Origin of the sequence: Lactobacillus porci, from assembly GCF_009695985.1 — a bacterium.
GTDB lineage: Bacteria > Bacillota > Bacilli > Lactobacillales > Lactobacillaceae > Lactobacillus > Lactobacillus absianus.
Genome location: NZ_VUMX01000022.1, coordinates 1 through 20,547 on the forward strand (window position 1 = coordinate 1; position 20,547 = coordinate 20,547).

Below are 20,547 nucleotides of genomic sequence, written 5' to 3' on the forward strand. Positions count from 1 at the left end.
TGTGGTGTAATTCACTACCTCGAAAGATCTTGAATTACTCCACGCCAGAGGAATTATTCGATTCTGAAATGGATAAAATCTACCAAATTTAGTGGGTGTTCAAATTATTCTTGCAATTTACCAAAAATGTTTAACTTTGTTTGCGACTAACAGGAGGAACTTTTAAATGAAGAAACCTGCAGAATGCACGACCATCTTAGTCGGCAAGAAGGCCACGATTGACGGCTCAACCATGATTGCCCGCAGTGAGGACGGCGGCAGCCAGATCATTCCGGAAGCCTTTATTGCCGTTAATCCAGAAGATCAGCCAAAGCACTACAAGAGCGTTTTGACCGGTCAGGAAATCGACGACGAGGACCTGCTCCCGAATCCTTTGCGCTACACCAGCGCGCCTGATGCTTCTGGCAAGCATGGGGTCTGGGCCGCGGCTGGGATCAACGATGCCACGGTAGCCATGACCGCGACTGAAACCATTACGACCAACAGCCGGATCCAAGGGATTGACCCCTTGGTTGAAAAGGGAGGCTTGGGCGAAGAGGACTTCGTGACTTTGACCCTGCCATACATCCACTCTGCCCGCGAAGGTGTTGAGCGCTTGGGCTACTTGGTTGAAAAGTACGGGACTTATGAAATGAACGGCTCAGCCTTTGCTGACCATGATGAAGTCTGGTACATCGAAACCATCGGCGGCCACCACTGGGCTGCCCGCCGCATCCCTGATGATGCCTACGTTGCCGCCCCAAACCGCCTGAACATCGACTTTTTTGACTTTGACGACAAAGACAACTTCATGTGCTCAAGCGACCTGCTGGACCTGATCAACGAATACCACTTGAACCCAGACTACACGGGCTACAACCTGCGCCACATTTTTGGCTCTTCAACCATCAAGGACGCCCACTACAACAACCCGCGCGCTTGGTACATCCACCGCTACTTTGACCCAGAATGGGAAGGCAAGCCTGGCGACCAGGACCAGCCATTCATCACTTATGCCAAGAAGAAGATTTCCCCAGAAGACATCAAGTTCTTGGAAAGCTCCCACTACCAAGACACTGAATACGACGTCTACAGCACGACCAATACTGAAGCTGAAAAGAAGCTTTTCCGGCCAATCGGCATCAACCGGAACTTCGAAACCCACATTCTGCAGATCAGAAACGATGTTGAAGAAGGCATTGCCGGCGTGCAATGGCTGGCCTTTGGTCCTAACACCTTCAACGTCTTCGTGCCATTCTACACCAACGTCACGACGACTCCGGCCAGCTTCCAGACCGGTCCTGACTTTGACTTGAGCAAGATCTTCTGGATCAACAAGCTGAACGCCCAGCTTGGCGACACCAACTACAAGGTCTACAGTGCCTTGGAGCAGGCCTTTGAGGAAAAGACCATGGCCAAGCTGCGCAAGATCGAAAATGAGACCGACCGGGCCGTTAAGGGCTTGGAAGGCCGTGAGCTGCAAGCCAAACTGGAAGAAGCCAACCAGAAGATGGCCGACCTGGCTTATGAAAACACGGTTGCTTTAACTGGTGAAATGGTCGCTTCCGGCCACACTTTGATGAAGCTGAAATACGACCTGCTTGACTAAATTTATAAAAAATCAGTTGCCAGTCAATGTCATTAAGTTAAGACATTGGCTTTGAACAGCGCCTTAAGACACTCATCTGACTTAGCAATGTCAGATGAGTGTTTTTTTATGGAGATTGAATTTCGCACAACCGCTAAATAAGATTGGATTGCCAGTTCTTTTGCCGATTTCCTATTCAACAGCCTGGTCAATGGTAGAATAGAAGGGCAGATGCTTAAAAAAAGGAGTTATCAATGGAAAAAGCACAAGAAATTCAAATGCTGAAGGATTTTTCCGATGCCAATGCCACTTCCGGCTTTGAAACGGAATTCGTCAAGCTCTTCACGGACACGGTCAAGGACTACGCTGACCTGGAAGTCGACGGGATGCTCAACGTCTACGCTGCCAAGAAGCAGAACAAGGGCCAGCGGCCAGTCATCCAGCTGGATGCCCACTCCGACGCCGTAGGCCTGTTGACCCAGGCAGTCCGCCCTAACGGCTTGCTCAAGTTCGTCACCCTGGGCGGCTGGAACAACGTTGTCTTGCCATCAATGAAGGTCAAGGTCAGAAACAAGGACGGGGAATACATCCCGGGCGTTGTGGCCCTGAAGCCGCCGCACTTCATGACGGCCGCTGAGCGCAAGGCCGTGCCGCAAGTGGCTGACCTGTCCATCGACGTTGGCTCCTCCAGCCGGGAAGAGACCATCAAGGACTACAAGATCGACACGGGCTGCCCGATCTTCGTCGACGTCAAGTGCGAGTACAATGACAAGACTGGCCTCTTCTTCGGCAAGGACTTTGACGACCGCTTCGGCGCCGCGGCCATGGCTGACGTCTTGGAAAACCTGAAGGATGAAGAAACCAACTTTGACGTCGTGGCTGCCTTGTCCAGCCAAGAGGAAGTTGGCCTGCGCGGGGCTTACGTGACGGCCCGCAAAGTCAAGCCAGACGTCTGCCTGGTTCTGGAAAGCTGCCCGGCTGACGACACCTTTGAGCCTGAATGGCTGTCACAGACTGGCCTGAAGCGCGGGCCAATGCTGCGGGACATGGACGTGACCTTCCTGCCAAACCCGAAGTTCCAGCAGTATGCCTGCGATCTGGCGGACAAGAACGGGATTCCTTACACCCGTTCAGTCAGAACTGGCGGCGGCCAGGACGGCGCGGCCATCTACTATGAAAACGGGGCGCCGACCATCGTCATCGGCATTCCGGTCCGTTATGAGCATTCGCCTTACTGCTTCAGCAGCTACAAGGACTTCAAGGCTTCAGTTGACTTGGCTTTGGCCATTATTCGTGACCTTGACCAGGAAAAGCTGGACTCCTTTAAGTCTTTTGACTAGACTGCGTTGTGAAAAAAACACTAGTTTTTTAACTAATGATTGTTATAATTAGCTTGATAAAAGTAATTATTTAAGTGATATTCTGTTGATTGCAGCAAATCAATAACGCGAACGAAAGCCACTAGGGGTGCTTACTGCTGAGAGACCATTGGTCGACCCTTTGAACCTGAACAAGACAATTCTTGCGCAAGGGAAGTGTCATTATTTAAGTGCGAGCATGAACTCCTACTGGCTTTGTTTTAGCTGGATAGGAGTTTTTATTATGTTTAGAAAAGAAAAAAGCTGGAACGTCAAGGCCGTCATCCTGGTAGCTTTAATTGGGGTTATCATGGGCGTGATCTATCAATACGTCTTCAACCCGCTCTATAACGCTACCAAGATGGCCTTGTCCTTTGTCGGCCAAGGTCCACTGGCCGATGAGCTCTACTCAGGCCTGTGGTACATGGCCGCGCCTTTGGCCATGTACTTCGTGCCGACCTTTGGCTCCGGCGTGATCGGCGAGACCCTGGCCGCGACGGTTGAAATGGCCTTTGGCGGTCAATGGGGGGCTTTGACCATTCTGGAAGGTGCCGTGCAGGGGGCCTTCAACGAAATCGGCTTCTTCCCCAAGAAGGAAAACTATGACCGCTTCAGCTGGACCAGCTTGATTATCGGGGCCATCTGCTGCCACGTTGCCGCCTTCATCATGTGCTACTTCATCTATGGCTGGAATGCCTACAAGCCAAGCCTGCTGATCGAAATGTTCATTGCCGGCATGGCCTCGGCCGTCTTCTTTGACGCCGTTTTGGTCAAGTGGATCACCAAGCTTTTTGACAAAATCATGAAGTAAGCAGCGCTTGCTTTAAAAAAGCAAGCCAGCAGGCACAAACGCGCAAGATCAGCAAGCAGAACGGGAATTTTATCTTAAAATTGATAAAATAATGCAAATTTGCTGACAAGTCTGTCTTTTGGGTGTACAATCAGAAACATATCTCAAAAAACTTGATATTTGCTAATATCAAGATCATTGAAAGGAGCAAAAGACATGACACGCATTAAATTATGTGAACCAAAGAACGCGAACAAGGAATACTGGGAAGTAGTCGGCGTGGTAATTGCGCTGATGCTCCTCATTACTCTGCTTGGCTTGCACGCCGACAGCTTCATGATGTAAGCTTAAATGAATTTAACCAGCAGCCATCGAAATCAGACTAAAAAAGGCGCGAGTCAATTTGACTCGTGCCTTTTGCGTTTTGACGTAAATTATTTAGCTGGGTTAGGCTTGGCCGGCATCGTGGCTTCCGAGCGCTCATGGCGCTTGTGGTCCCTGATGATGGACAGGAGCTTGGAGGAAACCATGTCGATGGCGACATCGTTTTCGCCCCCGCGGGGGATGATGATGTCCGCGTACTTCTTTGAAGGCTCAATGAACTGGTTGAAGCTGGGCTTGACCGTGGCCAGGTACTGGGCGATGATCCAGTCAATTGACCGCCCGCGCTCTTGGGTATCGCGCTGCAGGCGGCGGATAAAGCGGATATCGTCATCAGCGTCGACGAAGAGCTTGACGTCCATGAACTGGCGCAATTCTTCGGAGGCCAGGACCAGGATCCCTTCAACGATGATGATGTCGGCAGGTTCAACGTGGATGGTATCCTTGGCCCGGGTCAGGGTGTTGAAGTTGTAGGTCGGCATCTCGATTGCCTGGCCATTGAGCAGCTGCTTGAGCTGGTCAATCATGTAGCTGGTGTCGTAAGCGTTGGGGTGGTCATAGTTGATCGCCTTGCGCTCTTCCATGGACAAGCCGGAGTTGTCCTTGTAGTAGGCGTCTTCCGTCAGAATCAAGACCCTGTCGGCCGGCAGGCGCTTGCTGATTGCCTTGGCCACCGTGGTCTTGCCCGAGCCAGACCCCCCGGCAATCCCGATGACCAGTGGTTTTTGTCTTTCTGCCATTATTCTTCCTTCTGTTCTTCCAAATCATTGCGGCGCAGGATGTCGCGAACCTTGGTCGTCAGCATGTCCAGAGCGACCTGGTTGCCGCCGCCTTCAGGAACGATGATGTCGGCGTAGCGCTTGGATGGCTCAACGAACTGGTGGTAGCTTGGCTTGACCGTGGCCATGTACTGGTCGATGATGTAGTCAAAGCTGTAGCCGCGTTCAGCCATGTCGCGGCGCTGGCGGCGGATCAGGCGGATGTCGTCGTCAGTGTCGACGTAGATCTTGATGGCCATCAAGTCGCGCAATTCGGGAATGGCCAGGACCAGGATTCCTTCCAGGATGATGATGTCAGCTGGCTCCACGTGGACCGTTTCGTGCTTGCGCAGGTGGGTCGGGAAGTCGTAGATCGGCATCTCGACGGCCTTGCCGCTGGTCAGGTCCTGCAACTGGCTGATCAGCAGGTTAGTGTCAAAGGCGTCGGGGTGGTCAAAGTTGATCTGGTCCCGTTCTTCCTGGGTCATTTCTGGGTGGTCCTTGTAATAGGAATCTTCCGTAATGATCCGGATCCGGTCGTTCTTAAACTGGTCGTACAGCTCGTGGGCAATGGTCGTCTTCCCTGAGCCAGAGCCACCAGCAATTCCGATAATAATGGGGTGTTTCTTATGTGACATTATTAAACTCCTTTAACATTATATTATAGAGGCCCAAGGGGACAGGGTCTAGCAAATCTTGTCAAAAAGCCGCTGCTTGCCATTTTTTCCTGCTTGCCGATTTCCCAGCTTTAGCCTGATTGGCTTAAGGGCTCGTTCGGAATTGACCCGTTTAGGGGCAAAACTTGCTTTTTCTTTAAAAATAAGGCGAAAGCCTTTGGAAAATAAGGGGATTTTTCTGATCTAAAGGGTAACTATTAATAAACGTAAGTTGCCTTAGGGTGAAACTTAATTTTATTAAGCGTGAAAAGGGTTGATTTAACAAAAATAAACTGTAAGCGGAATCCTAATATTAAAAAAACGTTAAATCAGCCTGTCCCCGAGAGGATGACACTTGTAATTGCGACAATTTTCTGCTAAATTTAATGAAAAATTAAGGAAGACCAAACAGCAATTGACGGTCGTCCAGCCGGCAGGATGGCAAAAATGTTAAGAATTAGTACTTACTTTTTGTTATTGAAATCCCGCTTTGGAGGAATTGGCAGCTAAGCAGACTTAGCGATCCGGACTGGAATTTTTTAATTTAGCATTGAGCAACCGAGGAGGACCCAAGATGGCAGCAATCATCGAATTCAAGAACGTCAACAAATACTACGGTACCTACCATGCCCTGAAGGACATCAACTTATCTATTGATGAAGGGGAAGTCGTATCAGTTATCGGCCCTTCAGGTGCCGGCAAGAGTACCCTGATTAGAACCATCAACGGCTTGGAAGGCATTTCTTCAGGCGTCTTGGACGTTGATGGCCACGACCTGGCAGACAAGCGCACCGACCTCAACAAGATCAGAAGAGACGTCGGCATGGTCTTCCAGCACTTCAACCTGTACGAAAACCACACCGTTTTGGAAAACATCATGCTGGCCCCAAGAATCGTCTTGCACCGGGACGAACAAGAAAACCGCCAATTAGCTGAAAAGCTCTTGAAGCAGGTCGGCTTGCTGGACAAGGAAGAAGCTTACCCACGCCAGCTTTCCGGTGGTCAGAAGCAGCGTGTCGCCATTGCCAGATCTTTGGCGATGAAGCCCAAGGTTCTGCTCTTTGACGAACCAACTTCCGCCCTTGACCCAGAAATGATTCAAGACGTGTTGGACGTAATGAAGAATATCGCGGCCCAAGGGATGACGATGGTGGTCGTGACCCACGAAATGGGCTTTGCCCGGGAAGTGAGCGACCGCGTGATCTTCTTTGACCAGGGGACCGTTTTGGAAGACTCACGCAACCCGCAAGACTTCTTCGAACACCCGCACCACATGCGGGCGCAAGAATTCTTGAGCAAGGTGATTGACCGCTAATTGAGGAAAGGAGCGGCACATCTGATGAAAAACGCAAGAAGATTTTTTAAGCGAGCAGCGGCGCTCCTCCTGCTGCTGGTAAGCGGAACGGCCCTGGCTGCCTGCGGCAATACCAGCGCTTCATCCAATCCCGACCGGGTCTATGACCACGTGATCCAGTCCAAGACCGTCACTTGGGGCGTCAAGTACGACACGACCCTGTTTGGGCTGAAGAGCGTCAAAACCAATAAGCTGGAAGGCTTTGAAATCGACCTGGCCCGGCTTTTGACCAAGACGATCGCGGGCAAGGACGCCAAGACCAAGTTTATCGAAGTCACCCCGCAGACCAAGATTCCGCAGTTGAAGAACAACAACCTGGACGCGGTTCTGGCCTGCATGACCATCACGCCGGAAAGAAGAAAGTCCGTTGACTTCACAACTCCTTACTTCAAGGCTGGTACCTCGCTTTTGACCAAGACGACCAGCAGCGTCAAGTCCGTCAAGGACCTGAACAAGAAGGGCAAGGTCGTGATCATCTGCAAGGGGACGACGGCGGCTGACGACATCGCCAAGCAGGCACCTAAGGCTAAGATCCGGGCCTACAACGACTACGGCTCTTGCACCAACGCCCTGTTAGCCGGGCAAGGGGATGCCTTTGCAACTGACAACGGGATCCTGGCCGGGATCGCCGCCCAGCACAAGAACCTGCATCTGGTTGGCGGCACCATTGCCGTTGAGCCATACGGGATCGCGGTTGAAAAGGGACAGACGAAAATGCTCAATGCCATCAACAAGGCCTTGAAGACCATCAAGGCTGACGGCAGCTATGACAAGCTGGTCAGAAAGTGGTTCGGCAGCATCAATGGTTTCAGTGTCAAGGAGGCTGAATATTAATGTTTAACTTATTGTCAGAAAACTGGTCAACGTTCCTGCTTGGCTTCTGGAACACCATTCTTTGCAGCGTGATCGCGCTGTTCTTCAGTCTGGTGATCGGTTCCGGCTTTGCCATTTTGGAAACCGTGCCAAGCAAGTTTTGGCGCGGGGTAGCCAAGGTCTACGTTGAAATTTTCCGGAACATTCCGTTGCTGGTCGTAACCATGGTCTTCTACCTGGTATTGCCGACCTACACGCCTTTAAAGCTGACCGGCTTTCAAGCCGGGACTATCGGCTTGTCTATTTATTCTTCAGCCTTTATTGCTGAAACGGTCCGCTCCGGGATCAACTCTGTCGGCGAGGGGCAGATGGAAGGGGCCCGGTCCAACGGGATGACCTACTGGCAGGCCATGCGCTACGTTATCTTGCCGCAGGCCTTCAAGATCGTCATTCCAGCCCTGGGCAACCAGTTCGTCAACCTGATCAAGAACTCCAGCATCCTGGCCTTCGTTGCCGGCTTTGACCTGATGTACCAAGGCGACATCGTTGCCTCCAACACTTTCCAGACGATTCCAAGCTATGTCTTAGTCGGGATCTTCTACTTGATCCTGACCCTGCCGATGAGCTACTACATGCAGTACTTGGAAAAGAAGACGGCTTAAGAGGAGGAAGAATAAATGCAAAATCTGGCAAATGCTTTGTCCTGGACCAACCTGCACTTCTTGCTGCAGGGGTTCTGGGTCACGATTGAAGTTTCCGTGATTTCAATCATTTTGAGTTTCATTTTTGGCTTGATTCTTGGGGTGCTCCGCTACACCAGAGTTGATGAGACCACGACCGTCATTTCCCGAGTGGTCGGCGTGATCGTTGACATCTTGCGGAACCTGCCTTTGCTGCTGATCATCTTCTTCTCCTACTTCGGCCTGCCGGTCATGGGGATCAGAGTGGATGCCTTCCAGGCTTCAGTTATCGCCATGGTAGTCTTTGAATCAGCCATGATTGCGGAAGTCGTGCGTTCCGGGATCAACTCCGTTGACCCAGGGCAGATGGAAGGGGCCCGGTCCAACGGGATGACCTATGTCCAAGCCATGGTACACGTGGTGATGCCCCAAGCTTTAACGCGGATGATTCCAGCCTTGCTGTCCCAGTTCGTGTCTTTGATCAAGGACACGTCACTGGCCACGATCATCGTTTTGCCTGAACTGCTCTACCACGCGGAAATCATCTACAACCAAAACACCAACTACATGATTCCAATGTACTTGACAGTTGCGGTAATGTACTTCATCATTTGTTTCGTGCTGTCCACTTTTGCCAATTACCTGAGCAAGCGGATCAAGTACTAAGTTGAATGAAAGATTCAAATTCTAAAACAAAATATCGAGATTAATGCTTGTACAAAGCGTCAACGTAGTTTGTTGCTTGCCAAAGAGGAGGTTATAAATGGCACGTAAACTTACCAAGTTGCTGGCTTTCTTCGCTGCACTGCTTGTGGCCTTGAGCTTGACTGCTTGTTCAAAAACTGGAAAAGAGACCAGTTCGGCAACTTACGACCGGGTCAAGAAAAGCAAGACCATTACCTGGGGGATGCGGGCTGATACCCGCCTGTTCAGCATGATGGACACCAAGACAGGCAAAGCGAAGGGCTTTGAAGTCGACTTGGCCCGTGCCATTACCAAGAAGATCTTAGGACCCAAGGGCAAGATGAAAATTGAATACATCAGTGAAAAGTCCAGAATCATGGACTTGAAGATCGACAACGTCGACGCGGTCATGGCGACCATGACCAATACGCCTGAGCGCCAGAAGATCATCAACTTCTCTGACACCTACTTCATGGCTGGTGAGAACTTTATCGTCCCAAAAAAGAGCAAGTTCAAGACCGTCAAGGATTTCAACAGCAGCAAGTACGTGATTGCCGCCGTTAAGGGATCAACCGCTGAAGCTGACGTCCACAAGTACGCCCCAAAGGCTCGGATTATCTTCTATGACGACTATGGCTCCTGCTACAACGCCTTAAAGGCGGGCAAGGCCGTGGCCATGATCAGCGACAATACGGTCCTGGCCGGTTTGATGTATGCTGACCGCGACAAGTACCGTCTGCTGGACAAGAACTTTACCCAAGAGCCATACGCTATCGGGATCAAGAAGGGGCAGACCAAGTTCACCGAAGCCGTGAACCAGGCCCTGAAGGAGATCCGGGAAGACGGGACCTATAACCGCCTGATGAAGAAGTGGTTCACCGGCATTTCCGGCTTCAGCATCGAAGAGGCGACAAAGACGAAGTTGGACTAGCCGGCAAACAAGGCCACTGGGAAATATTTAGCAAAAACACTCATTGTTAAAAAGTTAACAAGAATTGGAAAAGACGCACCCGTCAAGGGCGCGTCTTTTCTTGCACTGTCAGTTATGTAAGCGCGATTAATTTTAACAATAATTTTGCACAAGAGCGGCTAATTTCTTGTACAATTGAAATAGAATGGTTTCACTGGGTCAGCCGTGAAACCTGCTCATTTCGAAATGAATTTAATGGTACACATAGGAGACAAATATGAGCAAAAGACAATTTGGTCTAATCTATATTTCTTCTTATCAGGCGCGTCTGTTCATCGTCGATTTGAAGAAACTTACAATTCTGGAACAGTTGAACTCGCCGCAGTTCGTGCAGTCTGGGAAGAAGTTTGAAGTCTACGAAAACGAGCTGCCGCGCTTGGTTGACGCGCTGATCGGCTTCAAGCGCAAGATCGCGGAATACGGGATTGACAATTACAAGGTTTACGGGAACCGGCAGCTGCTGGATAAGATTTCTGCCCGCTACCTGTCCGATCAGATCAAGGTTAGAACCGGTTTGGACGTCGAATGGCTGAACGGGGCCCAAATTGCCTACTACAAGATCATTGCCGCGATGGCCCTGCCGCAGTTCTCTGAACTCAAGGATGACGAATCCACCTACCTGCTCAGCATGGGGAGCGCGATGCTGAACCTGACCATGTTTAAGGGCCAGCATTATGTCTCTACCTGGAACTTTGCCATGGGTCCGGAAGAAATCGAAGAACTGTCTGAAATGACCCGCGATACGCCAATCGACCCGGTTGACATCATCAGCGACTTTATTTCAAGAAAGCTGGTCAGCTTCAAGACCATCAACAAGCCAACCGGCCGGGCCCGCCTGATCATCCAGCACGTTTCCGGCGCCGGCGAGCAGAGCCTGTACCCGCAAGAACGGGCCAGCGTCATCAAGCTGGAAGACTTTGACCAGACTTATGAAGACTTCCGGGAAGCGCCAGACCAGTTCTTGATGAAGAAGTACGGCTTGGACACCAATGGCCTGGCCAGAATGAAGCCATCCGTCGTCTTGATTCACCAATTGATCAGGGTGATCAAGCCGGAAGTGATGACCTTGACCCAGTCATCAGCCATCACAGGCTTGATGATTCAGGCTGCTGCCAAGTTCAAGTACCGGCCAGACGACTATTCAACCATCGTCATGACCGCGACCAAGAACATTGCCCAGCGCTACAGCTCAGGCGGCAAGCACTCAAACCTGACCAACGTTTTTGCCTTGCACATTTTTGACCGCTTAGCCCACGTGGGCATGGTGGACAAAGACGACCGCCAGCTGTTGGAAATTGCCGCCCGCCTGCACGATATCGGCAACTTCATCAACTTCCACAACCACTACGCGCACGCCGCCTACATCGTTGACGCCAACCAGATCATCGGCCTGTCTGACGAGCAGAATGAAATGCTCAAGAGCATCTTGAAGCACCAGGACGTGACCAGCCTGAACGCGGATGAGCGCGAATACCGCCACCTTGATCCGGCCCTGCAGGTCCGCGTGGCCAAATTGGCGGCTATCCTGCGCCTGGCCAACAGCCTGGACGCGTCAAGAAAGCAGAAGATCAGCAAGATCGTCGTGTCAATCAAGAACGATACCATGCAGATCACGGTGCGCAGCAAGCGCGACCTGACCTTGGAACGGTTCGTTTTTGAAAAGAATGTCGGTCTGGCCGAAGCCGTCTTTGGGATGAAGATTACTCTGAAGCAAAAGAGGGGAAAGTAAGACGATGACTAAAGAAACAGAAAAACAAATCACAGAATTTACTGATCCTAGCTATTACAGCAACCGGGAATTGAGCTGGCTGGACTTCAACGACCGCTGCCTGGATGAAGCCAGAAACCCGGATGAGCCGCTTCTGGAAAGGGCCAACTTCCTGGGCATCACCCAGTCAAACGTTGACGAATTCTACATGGTCCGCGTGGCTTCCTTGAGCAAGCTGGTCGCCGCTGACGTGCAAAGCAAGGATGCCAGCGGGCTGACTCCGCTTGAGCAATTGAACGCCATCAACGAGAAAGAGCATGAAGTCGTTGAGCGCCGCTACTCAACCTACTCCCGTTCGCTGTTGCCTTTGCTGAGGCGGCAGAACATCCGCATCTTGGACGTGGATGAGCTGAGCGAGGACCAGGAAGAGTATATCCGCCGCTACTTCAACAACGAATTGTACCCAGTCCTGACGCCAATGGCTGACGACCAGTCCCGGCCGTTCCCATTCATCAGCAACGACTCGCTGAACATTGCCATCCGCCTCAGAAGCGAAGAAGACGGCAAGCACGAGTTCGCGACCGTCCGTGTGCCGAACATCTTCCCGCGGCTGGTCAAGCTGCCGGATGGCGAAAATGACTTCATCATGCTGGAAGACATCGTCAAAAAGTACCTGGACCGCCTGTTTGACGGCTACGAAATCCGTCAGGCATCCTGCTACCGGGTTACCCGGGACATGGACCTGGACGTGTCTGAAAGCGATACTTCCGACTTCCTTTTGGCCGTCCGCAAGCAATTGAAGGACCGCGAGCACGGGCACGTGACCCGCTTGGAAGTTGAAAGCTCAATGAGCGCCAAGCTGGTCAAGCACCTGATGAAGCGGCTGAACGTGGATGAGCCAAGCGTCTTCTCCATCAACGGCCCGATCGACCTGACCTTCTTGAAGAAGCTGCCAGGTCTGGTTGAAGGCCACGATGACCTGCGCTATGAGCCAATGCATGCCTACATCGACCCGGCCCTGCGCAGCGACCACAATATTTTTGACTCAATCAGGGAAAAGGACTACCTGGTCCAGCACCCATATGACAGCTTTGACGCCGTCTTGAACTTCGTCAAGCAGGCTGCCAAGGACCCGGACGTCTTGGCCATCAAGATGACCCTGTACCGGGTTTCCGGCAACTCACCGATCATCAAGTACCTGGGCCAGGCGGCCCAAGCCGGCAAGCAGGTAACCGTTCTGGTTGAAGTCAAGGCCCGCTTTGATGAATCAAACAACGTCCACTGGGCGAGAACCCTGGAACAGATGGGCTGCCACGTAATCTACGGGCTGGTTGGCCTGAAGACCCACACCAAGGTAACCCTGGTTATCAGAAGAGACAGCGACGGCATCCGCCGCTACCTGCACCTGGGGACTGGGAACTACAACGACGTTACCGCCCACTTCTACACTGACTTGGGGCTGTTTACCTGCGATCGTGACCTGGGCGTGGACGCCACCAACCTCTTCAACATGCTGTCTGGCTACTCCAAGCCGCCTTACTTCAGCAAGCTGCGGATTTCGCCGAAGCTGATCCGCCAGTTCATCTATGAAAAGATCGACAACGAAATCGCCATCGCCCGAGCGGGCCGCCATGCCGAGATTCACATGAAGATGAACTCCCTGTCTGACCAGGACGTGATCGCCAAGCTGTATGAAGCCTCCGCTGCCGGCGTCAAGATTCACTTGATCGTGCGCGGGATCTGCTGCCTGCGGACCGAAATTCCAGGCGTTTCTGACAACATTGAAGTGCACTCGATCGTGGGCCGCTTCCTGGAACACAGCCGGATCTACTACTTCTACAACGACGGCAAGGAAGAAGTCTACTTGGCCAGTGCCGACATGATGCGGCGGAACCTGAACCGGCGCGTTGAAACCCTCTTCCCGATCCTGCAGGACGACCTTAAGGCCCGGGTCTTGGATATTTTTGCCAAGATGTGGCGGGACAATGTTCAAGCCCGGATCCTGCACGGGACCGAATGGGTTCACGCTGACCGCCGCGGGCAAAGTCCGTTCAGCAGTCAGGAATACTTCATCGCCGAGGCCGAGGAAAAGGTCCAGGCGGTCAAGGAAGCCGAAGCGGCTGAATCCGAAATCCACAAGGACGCTTTTGAAGCTATGAAGCCGCAGGAAAACGAGCTGGAAGACACGGAAGACTAAAATTTATAATTAGCATGCACGAAAAGATTGTTTGATTAGAAGGCTTTATGAAGACAGACAAGCATGAAATTGAGAGCTTCAAGATTGACCAGCTGTTTATCGGCGACAGCAAGGAGGACCTGATCAAGCTTGGGAAAGCGCGCCGGCTCACGTATCCAATCAGGGCCATCTCCACCTTTAATCCGGTTGACCGGGACGTGGTTCACTTGATCCGCCTCACTGAGGAAAAAATGATCCCGGAATTGCTGGGGATGCGGCATGAGCGGATGATGCAGAATCCTTTTTCCTACTTCCGGGCCACGGCAGGGATCATGGAAGCGGACCTCAGGGCTTTTGACGATTGCTTGAGCCATATTCCAGTCATTATCTGCGGGGACTCCCACCTGACCAATTTTGGCTTCTTTGCCTCGCCTGAGCGCCAGCTGCTGTTTGGCCTCAACGACTTTGACGAAGCCCGGATCGGCAACTGGGAATTTGACTTGAAGCGGCTGTTGACCAGCATCGTATTGACCGGGCGGATCAACGGCTTTGACCAGGACGCGATCAAGAACGTCCTGCGCAATTCCGTCCACGGCTACCGCCGGGGGATTGACTACGCCAACTCCTTTGACCTGCTGGACTTGTTCTACGCTTCCTACAACATCAACGACTTGATCGAAGAGATGACGGAAAGCGAGCAGATGAAGGCGGTCTTGAAGAAGGTGGCCCAAAGGGCGCCGAAGAACAACTCAGACAAGGTGGTCAAGAAGTTCACCCACTTGGACGCGGACGGGCAGCTGCGCTTTAACGAAAATCCGCCGCGTGCCCGGCGGGTGTCGCCTGGGCTCTATGCCCAATTGCTGCAGGGGATGGGCGAGTACCAGCAAAGCGTCTCAGATGACGTGCGGGTGCTGCTGATGAGCTACCAGGTTACGGACATAATCCGCTACTCAGTCGGCGTTGGCTCTTGGGGCACGCGTTGCTACCTGGCCCTGCTGACGGGCAAGGATGGCAGCCACCTGGTGCTTCAGATCAAAGAGGCCATGCCGCTGCGCTACAACCTGTCCGCCTTGACGGTCAGTGAAAGCCGGTCCCAGGAAAAGGACGAAGGCAAGCGGATTATCACGGCCCAGCGGGTGCTGCAGACCCACTATGACCCCTTCCTGGGCGCCATGCACGTCAATGGGCGCTCCTTCTATGTCCGTCAATTCCGCGACATGAAGGACTCCATTGACCCCCTGAAATTAGATCTGGAAAGCTTTTCAGCCTATTGCCTGATCTGCTCCTTCATTTTGGCCGTAGCCCACTACGAAAGTCCGACCGCGCCAATGATCTATGGCTATGTCCACAAGCAGCGCGACTTGGATGATGGCCTGGCCAGCTGGGCGCTGGCATATGCCGACCAGATGGAAAGGGACTACGCCGCCTTCAGCAAGTATTTGCAGGGCGAGGATGGGGATCTAGATGATTAATGAATGCCTGACTGATAAAGAGCGGGTGCAGCTGGCGCAAAAGGCCTACGAGGGCTTGAACATCGGGGAGACGGTCGAGATCGGCCAGAAGGCCATCGGCGTCTTGACCCGGGACGTTTATGCCGAAGACGGGATGCAGGCTTTTTTGCTGGAAAACCACACGGGCCCGCAGATTGAGATTACGGTCCTGTTCAAGGGCTCGTATGGCCTGAAAAAGGGCAACGTCACCACTTGGCGCGACGAATGGATGAAGACCAACCTGCCAATTTTTGTCAATATGGTAACGGATTCCAGGGCCGTGCCCAGTCAGCTGCTTACAGCCGCCAAGTACTTGAACCGCTGGCTGCTTGAATTCCCTAAGAGCCGTTTTTACATCTACGGCCATTCCTTAGGGGCAATCAACGCCCAGTATGCCCTGGCCAATTGCCGCCACTCCGGGCAGATTGCCGGAGCCTACCTCTATGAGGGGACCAATATCTGGCGGATGCTGGACCGGCGCCAGCGGCAGATGGCCAATCACTTGCGCCCCAAGATCAATGCCTACGTGGATATCTATGATCCCGTGACCTTGGGCTATACGGCAACGCACAAGATGGTGGGCCGGCTGCACTATATCGACAGCGTGCAGCTGAAGAATCCGGTCAAGCAGCACATGTGGGGCGGCTACCGCTTTGATGAGCATGGCCGCTTATTGGAAAAGCTGGTTGATGCCAAATTTCTGCTCAGCAGCCAGCGGCAGGGCAGGTTCTTGTCCACGACGGGCGAGTTATCGGCGCTTTTGTCCGGCCGCAAGAAGCTGGCTGAAGCCGCCAGTCCAAAATGGCAGCAGCTTAAGGAGGACTTGTTCAACTCCAGCTTCATGAAGGAATTCGGCGACCGCTATGACAATTTTGAGGGAAAAGACGGGCAATGAGCCCGTCTTTTTTCTGTGCATGATCTTGGCTATAATAGGCATGATGGATTTTGTAGAGTGGCTTTTTGGAGGTTGAAAAAATATGGCAGAAACATTGCAGGCAGTCCTGGAGAGGCAGCTGCTGGATGACGCGGATCCAGCCCTGGACCATTTCCAGGACGACTTTTACGGCGATTTCTACGACTTTTTCGCCAACTACCAGAACTTCAAGATGCTGACCGGGCAATTGACGCCGGCAGACCTGAAGAAACTGAAGCTTTACCTTTACCTGGACATCTTCAACTCCGTGGACTTTCGCGGCCGGAAGACCTACCGCTATTGCCTGGTCTTTGACCATGAGCTGAATTTTCTGGCGGCTGAGTCCGACTTTACGCTGAGTGCCCTGATCCGCGACTTGCGCAAGACCCCGGACCGGGTCAGTGACTATGAGCAAGTCAAGCAGCAGGTTCTGGCGGGCCTGGCGGAAAGGTTCCAGTCAGCGGCAAGCGACGGCAATCAGAGAATTCAGAACTTCAATGAAGTCATAGCTGACATCTATGACAAGTACAGCCTTAACCGCTACAAGATTGCTTACAGTCTGAAATAGCATTGATGTGGACCTGGCGCCAATTTGGCGGCAGGTTTTTTAATTGTGAAAAATGCTTGTCAGCCCGTGCAGGCGAAGTTCGGTTATAATTATTTTTAGATAGCAAACGTCAGAAAAATGAATGAGAGGATCAAACTATGAAACGGATTATTGTTGTTGGCTCAAGCAACGTGGACACGACCCTGCACGTTCAGGACTTCCCAAAGCCTGGCGAAACGATCAACGCCACTGGCGTCAGTGAAGCCGGCGGTGGCAAGGGGGCCAACCAGGCCATCGCGGCGGCCAAGAGCGGGGCAGAATGTACTTTCATTTCCCGGGTCGGCGATGACAATTTCGGCCCCTGGATGATCGACCAGCTGTCAGGCTACGGGGTCAAGACCGGCCACATCCTGACTACTCCCGGCGAAAAGACCGGCCATGCTTACATTACTTTGAATGCCGAAGGGCAAAACGACATCATCATCGATCATGGTGCCAACTACAAGCTGACCAGTGCCGACGTTGAAAAGGCCAAGGACTTGATTGCCCAAGCCGACTGTGTCGTAGCCCAGCTGGAAACCCCGATCCCGGCGACGATCGCGGCTTTCAAGCTGGCCAAGGCTGCCGGCAAGGTGACCATCCTGAATCCTGCCCCGGCAGTCAAAGACCTGCCCCAGGAATTGCTGGACTTGACTGATGCCATTACGCCAAACGAAACCGAAAGCGCCCTGTTGACGGGCTTGCCGGTTGAAAATGAGGCCGACTTGGCCAAAAATGCCGCCAAGCTGCACGAGATGGGGATCAAGACGGTCATCATCACTTATGGCAGCAAGGGCTCATATGTCTCAGCCGAAGCCTTTACCGGTCTGGTTCCAGCCTTCAAGGTCAAGGCAGTGGACACCACGGCGGCTGGGGACACCTTCCTGGGCTACTTTGCCGGGACCGTCAAGAGCGACTTCAGCAACGTCCAGGAGGCAGCCCGTTTTGCCAACCGCGCCAGCTCCCTGGCCGTGCAAAAGCTGGGCGCCCAGCCGTCAATTCCTGCCGCGGCCGAAGTCAAGGCTGCTGATGAGGCAGATAAATAGATAAAAAATAGGATTTTTGGGCAAACTGGTGTAAAGTAGGCACAGGAAAAACATCGAGTCACAACCATTAAGAAGCAGAAAGGATGTTGAGCGAATGCTGATCGCACCTTCAATTTTAAATGCAGACAATATGTTCCTTGGCGAGCAGATCCAGGAAGCCGTTGACGCGGGCATTACCCGCTTCCATATCGACGTCATGGATGGCCACTTCGTATCCAACCTGTCCTATGGCCCGCAATTGGTCAAGGACTTCAAGCGCCACTTTCCAAACGTCCAGGCGGAAGTCCACTTGATGGGGGACAAGGTCAACGAAATGGTGCCAGTCTTCGCGGACGCGGGTGCCGACTTAATCGAATTCCACTACGAAGCCGTTGAAAATCCCAACCAGATCGGCAGCTGGGCTGACTACCTCCACCGGCATGGCAGCCGGATGGGCGTGGCCTTGAACCCAAGCACTGACGTCAAGGTTTTGACCAAGCTGGCCGCCAAGATCGACCAAGCCTTGATCATGACCGTCTTCCCAGGCTTTGGCGGGCAAAAGTTCCTGCCAGATTCAGCGGAAAGAATCAGGGCGGCCAAGGAAGTCGTTGACGCCCACGCTTCCCGCCCAGGCCGCCGGGTCATGATCGAAGTCGACGGGGGGATCAATGCCGAAACGGCCAAGATTGCTCAAGCAGCAGGCGCCGATGTCTTTGTTGCCGGCTCATATATTTTTGGCAAGGGCGACATTGCCGGCCAGGTCAAAGAGCTGACCGCGGCTTTGACTGAAGAAGAATAAACATCGAGAAAAAGCAAAGATTGACAGAAAAGGAGACAAACAGATGGACCGCCAAAAGCAAGATGAATTGAAGCAGGCTGCCGCCAAGCAGGCAGCGGGCTTGGTAGAAGATGGCATGATTTTGGGCGTTGGGACCGGTTCAACGGTCAAGTTCTTCATCGATGAACTGGGCCGGCGCAAGGAAGAAGAAGGCCTGGCCCTTAAGGCTGTCGTCACGACGTCCAGCCGCAGCCGCAAGCAGCTGGAAGGCTTGGGCTTTACGGTCAGCGAGCTGGCTGACATTGACCAGGCCGACTTGACCGTCGACGGGGCTGACCGGGTTGACAAGCAGCTCAACGGGATCAAGGGCGGCGGCGCGGCTTTGACCTTGGAAAAGAACGTGGCCGTCAATTCCAAGAAGAACGTCTGGATCGTTGATGAAAGCAAGGTCGTGGACCACTTGAGCGGCTTCCCGCTGCCAGTCGAGGTCTTGCCGATCTCCTGCGAGCAGAACAAGCGCCGCTTTGAAGCTGAAGGGCTCAATCCGCAGTTCCGTTTGAATGCGGACGGCAGCCGCTTGAAGACCCACTACGGCAACTACATCCTGGACCTGCACGTTGATTCCGTGCCAGTACCAAGCGGCTTGGCCGACTACCTGGACCACACGGTGGGGGTAGTTGAGCACGGCCTGTTCTTGGATATCTGTGATGAAGTGATCATCGCCCGCGACAACGGGGAGATTGAAACGAGATGCCGTTAAGAGCATAATAAGAATTTTGCAAAAAGAAGCCCCGTACGGGCTTCTTTATTTTGCTTTTTGCACCAAAAAATATGCTAAAATAGAGCTATTATTTTGTTTTTTGTTAAAAAGCACGGATACTTAAGCTTAAATAACGAAAATTGGAGTGTAATACATGAACAAGAAACCTTTGATTATTTCAACTGACCCAGGGATCGACGACGCGGTTTGCCTGACCATCGCGCTTTTCGCCAAGGAGCTGGACGTCAAGCTGATCGTGCCGACCTGGGGCAACGTGGCCTTGGACAAGACCCTGAACAACGCCTTGCGCTTGCAAAAGTTCCTGGGCACCAAGGTGCCGGTCGTGGCCGGGGCCAAGCTGCCTTTGCTTAAGCCAGCGATCGATGCTTCTGAAGTTCACGGCAAGAGCGGGATGGACGGCTTTGACTTCCCGCCGGCTGACCAAAGCCTGCTTAAGCCTGGCCTGGCAGCCACAGCCATCCATGAGACGGTTGCGGCTAGCTCAGAACCCGTAACCTTGATGCAGATTGGGCCAGCTACCGACTTTGCCCTGTACCTGCGCCAATATCCGGAAGACCTGGCCAAGATCGACGCCCTCTACATCATGGGCGGGGCGCTGGGCCGCGGAAATTACGGGCCATACGACGAATACAACGTGTCCGGTGACCCGGAAGCAGCCAAGATCGTCTTTGACGAAGGGCTTAAGGGCTTAAAGATCTTCGTTGCCCCGCTTGAGGTCGGCAACCAGGCCTTCGTGGAAGCTGAAACCTTGGAAGAGATCAAGGCTTTTGGGCCAGTTGGCGAAATGATCTATGGCTTGAACTCCCACTATGAAGTCAACGATGCCGCGGCCGCCAAGGGCAAGCGGATCTACGACGCCTTGTCAGTCGCCATGCTTTTGGCGCCGGAGCTCTTTGAAGTCAAGGATGCCTACGTGGCCGTTGACACCAAGAGCCCTTACACTTACGGGGCCTCAGTCATGGACTTTGACGGTTTCTTCAAGATGCCAGCCAACGCGAAAATCGCGGTCAAGGTTGACCGGGAAGCCTTCAAGAAGTGGTTTGTGGCCGCTATTGCCCAAGCCGGCAAGTAACAGGCAG

At 52.8% G+C, this 20,547-nt stretch carries 20 protein-coding genes and 1 riboswitch; of the genes, 18 read left to right on the top strand and 2 right to left on the bottom strand.

The features are described 5' to 3' along the window. The first annotated feature begins 166 nt into the window (after positions 1 to 166). The 4 genes from FYJ62_RS07840 to FYJ62_RS10940 all read left to right on the top strand — a co-directional run bounded on the left by FYJ62_RS07840 (position 167) and on the right by FYJ62_RS10940 (position 4,060). Entirely contained in the window at positions 167 to 1,588 is a 1,422-nt protein-coding gene (locus FYJ62_RS07840) for a C69 family dipeptidase (protein ID WP_154549143.1), read from the top strand. 233 nt (positions 1,589 to 1,821) lie between these two features. Then, positions 1,822 to 2,907 carry a M42 family metallopeptidase gene (locus tag FYJ62_RS07845; RefSeq protein WP_154549144.1) on the top strand — a complete coding sequence of 362 codons (1,086 nt, stop codon included), beginning with the start codon at positions 1,822 to 1,824 and terminating at the stop codon, positions 2,905 to 2,907. A gap of 113 nt (positions 2,908 to 3,020) precedes the next feature. After that, positions 3,021 to 3,118: riboswitch (TPP riboswitch) on the top strand. Positions 3,119 to 3,169: 51 nt separating this feature from the next. Next, on the top strand, positions 3,170 to 3,736 hold the full coding sequence (locus FYJ62_RS07850; RefSeq protein WP_154549145.1) for an ECF transporter S component: 567 nt from the start codon (positions 3,170 to 3,172) through the stop codon (positions 3,734 to 3,736). A 195-nt stretch (positions 3,737 to 3,931) separates the two neighbouring features. After that, complete coding sequence (locus FYJ62_RS10940) at positions 3,932 to 4,060, top strand: hypothetical protein (protein ID WP_268233456.1); 129 nt, start codon at positions 3,932 to 3,934, stop codon at positions 4,058 to 4,060. A gap of 89 nt (positions 4,061 to 4,149) precedes the next feature. On the opposite strand, the gene udk (FYJ62_RS07855) is transcribed toward FYJ62_RS10940, so the two are convergent. Both udk (FYJ62_RS07855) and udk (FYJ62_RS07860) read right to left on the bottom strand, forming a co-directional pair. Next, positions 4,150 to 4,836 carry a uridine kinase gene (gene udk, locus FYJ62_RS07855; protein WP_154549146.1) on the bottom strand — a complete coding sequence of 229 codons (687 nt, stop codon included), beginning with the start codon at positions 4,834 to 4,836 and terminating at the stop codon, positions 4,150 to 4,152. Beyond that, entirely contained in the window at positions 4,836 to 5,492 is a 657-nt protein-coding gene (udk, locus tag FYJ62_RS07860; protein ID WP_154549147.1) for a uridine kinase, read from the bottom strand. Before udk (FYJ62_RS07860) ends, udk (FYJ62_RS07855) begins: the two co-directional genes overlap by 1 nt. A gap of 592 nt (positions 5,493 to 6,084) precedes the next feature. Between udk (FYJ62_RS07860) and FYJ62_RS07865 the strand changes: the two genes are divergently transcribed. From FYJ62_RS07865 to FYJ62_RS07930, 14 genes are all read left to right on the top strand, one after another. After that, positions 6,085 to 6,825 carry an amino acid ABC transporter ATP-binding protein gene (locus FYJ62_RS07865; RefSeq protein ID WP_154549148.1) on the top strand — a complete coding sequence of 247 codons (741 nt, stop codon included), beginning with the start codon at positions 6,085 to 6,087 and terminating at the stop codon, positions 6,823 to 6,825. A 24-nt stretch (positions 6,826 to 6,849) separates the two neighbouring features. Further along, entirely contained in the window at positions 6,850 to 7,698 is an 849-nt protein-coding gene (locus FYJ62_RS07870; RefSeq protein ID WP_154549149.1) for a transporter substrate-binding domain-containing protein, read from the top strand. Next, positions 7,698 to 8,339 carry an amino acid ABC transporter permease gene (locus FYJ62_RS07875; protein WP_154549150.1) on the top strand — a complete coding sequence of 214 codons (642 nt, stop codon included), beginning with the start codon at positions 7,698 to 7,700 and terminating at the stop codon, positions 8,337 to 8,339. Before FYJ62_RS07870 ends, FYJ62_RS07875 begins: the two co-directional genes overlap by 1 nt. 15 nt (positions 8,340 to 8,354) lie before the next feature. Continuing rightward, positions 8,355 to 9,023: an amino acid ABC transporter permease gene (locus FYJ62_RS07880; RefSeq protein WP_154549151.1), complete on the top strand. Its 669-nt coding sequence runs from the start codon at positions 8,355 to 8,357 to the stop codon at positions 9,021 to 9,023. A 97-nt stretch (positions 9,024 to 9,120) separates the two neighbouring features. Next, a complete protein-coding gene (locus FYJ62_RS07885) occupies positions 9,121 to 9,972 on the top strand; it encodes a transporter substrate-binding domain-containing protein (protein WP_154549152.1) in 852 nt (283 codons plus the stop codon). Between the two features lie 256 nt (positions 9,973 to 10,228). Then, the gene (locus tag FYJ62_RS07890) at positions 10,229 to 11,740 is read left to right on the top strand and encodes an HD domain-containing protein (protein ID WP_154549153.1); all 1,512 of its coding nucleotides are present in this window, start codon (positions 10,229 to 10,231) and stop codon (positions 11,738 to 11,740) included. A gap of 4 nt (positions 11,741 to 11,744) precedes the next feature. Then, the gene (locus FYJ62_RS07895) at positions 11,745 to 13,916 is read left to right on the top strand and encodes an RNA degradosome polyphosphate kinase (RefSeq protein ID WP_154549154.1); all 2,172 of its coding nucleotides are present in this window, start codon (positions 11,745 to 11,747) and stop codon (positions 13,914 to 13,916) included. A gap of 47 nt (positions 13,917 to 13,963) precedes the next feature. Then, on the top strand, positions 13,964 to 15,367 hold the full coding sequence (locus FYJ62_RS07900) for a DUF2252 domain-containing protein (protein WP_154549155.1): 1,404 nt from the start codon (positions 13,964 to 13,966) through the stop codon (positions 15,365 to 15,367). After that, a complete protein-coding gene (locus tag FYJ62_RS07905) occupies positions 15,360 to 16,280 on the top strand; it encodes an alpha/beta hydrolase family protein (protein ID WP_154549156.1) in 921 nt (306 codons plus the stop codon). The genes FYJ62_RS07900 and FYJ62_RS07905 overlap by 8 nt, the downstream gene beginning before the upstream one ends. 82 nt (positions 16,281 to 16,362) lie before the next feature. Beyond that, positions 16,363 to 16,866 carry a hypothetical protein gene (locus FYJ62_RS07910; protein WP_154549157.1) on the top strand — a complete coding sequence of 168 codons (504 nt, stop codon included), beginning with the start codon at positions 16,363 to 16,365 and terminating at the stop codon, positions 16,864 to 16,866. Positions 16,867 to 17,003: 137 nt separating this feature from the next. Next, a complete protein-coding gene (gene rbsK / locus FYJ62_RS07915) occupies positions 17,004 to 17,930 on the top strand; it encodes a ribokinase (protein WP_154549158.1) in 927 nt (308 codons plus the stop codon). A gap of 94 nt (positions 17,931 to 18,024) precedes the next feature. Further along, the gene (gene rpe / locus FYJ62_RS07920; RefSeq protein WP_154549159.1) at positions 18,025 to 18,708 is read left to right on the top strand and encodes a ribulose-phosphate 3-epimerase; all 684 of its coding nucleotides are present in this window, start codon (positions 18,025 to 18,027) and stop codon (positions 18,706 to 18,708) included. 43 nt (positions 18,709 to 18,751) lie between these two features. Next, positions 18,752 to 19,447, top strand: coding sequence for a ribose-5-phosphate isomerase RpiA (gene rpiA, locus FYJ62_RS07925; RefSeq protein WP_154549160.1), 696 nt, complete (start codon positions 18,752 to 18,754; stop codon positions 19,445 to 19,447). Between the two features lie 154 nt (positions 19,448 to 19,601). Next, complete coding sequence (locus tag FYJ62_RS07930; RefSeq protein WP_154549161.1) at positions 19,602 to 20,540, top strand: nucleoside hydrolase; 939 nt, start codon at positions 19,602 to 19,604, stop codon at positions 20,538 to 20,540. Positions 20,541 to 20,547 lie beyond the last annotated feature (7 nt).